This window comes from Helcococcus bovis, assembly GCF_046035835.1.
Taxonomy (GTDB): domain Bacteria; phylum Bacillota; class Clostridia; order Tissierellales; family Peptoniphilaceae; genus Helcococcus; species Helcococcus bovis.
Window position 1 is genome coordinate 1 of the sequence record NZ_JBFNGB010000047.1, and the last position, 819, is coordinate 819.

Annotated in this window: 1 protein-coding gene; it reads right to left on the reverse strand. The window is 30.0% G+C overall.

What is annotated here, in order from left to right:
* Positions 1 to 298: 298 nt before the first annotated feature.
* The coding region (locus ABGF48_RS08435) for an IS3 family transposase (protein ID WP_408105896.1) at positions 299 to 819 on the reverse strand (521 nt) is incomplete at its 5' end.

Consider the following 819-nt stretch of genomic DNA (forward strand, 5'->3'; position numbering starts at 1 on the left):
CTGAAGCTCTAGTATTGATGACAAGGTAATAGTGTATTATAGACTCTAAAAAGCTAGAAATCAATAGGTTTATGAATTTTAAACTAGATAATTATATGATTAATTTTTAAGAATAAGTGTTCAAAAATATCTTTCAAATAATTACTTGTAGAAGTATTTGGGATAGTGGTGCATGTGATAGAATACTCTAAGCCCCAATAGGGGCGTGCTGGTATTTGCGCCATATAGGCGCTGTGTAAACTACCAGCTAAGCTGGTAGTTTTGATTTTCCTTTCCTACCCCTAGAGGTAGGAAATTTTTATGTTGCATTCTTCTTTCTGTATTCTATTGGTGATAAGTATCTTAATTTTTCTTTTATTCTTTCTTCGTTGTAATATTTTATAAAATCTTCTATTGTTTGTTTTAAGTGTTCATATGAGTAGAATTTTCTTCCGTAATATATTTCTTGTTTTAGTATTCCAAAGAAGTTTTCCATTGGTGAGTTGTCTAAGCAGTTGCCTTTTTTGGACATAGATTGGGTGATTCCCTTTGTTTCTAGCCTTGATGTATATTGATTTTTTTGATATGCCCAGCTTTGATCTGAGTGGAATATTCTTTTTTCTTTACTTTTGTTAGTTATTTTTATGGCTTTATCTGAAGCTTTTAGGATTGGTTCTATTGTTGGGTGTTTTGATATTTCATAGCTTAGTATTTCACTGTTGTACATATCAAGATATGGGTTTAGATAGAGTTTTTTTATTTGATATGTTCCTGATTTATCTTTTTCAAAATACTTAAATTCTGTTGTGTCTGTTGTTATTTTTGTGTATGGTTTTTCTA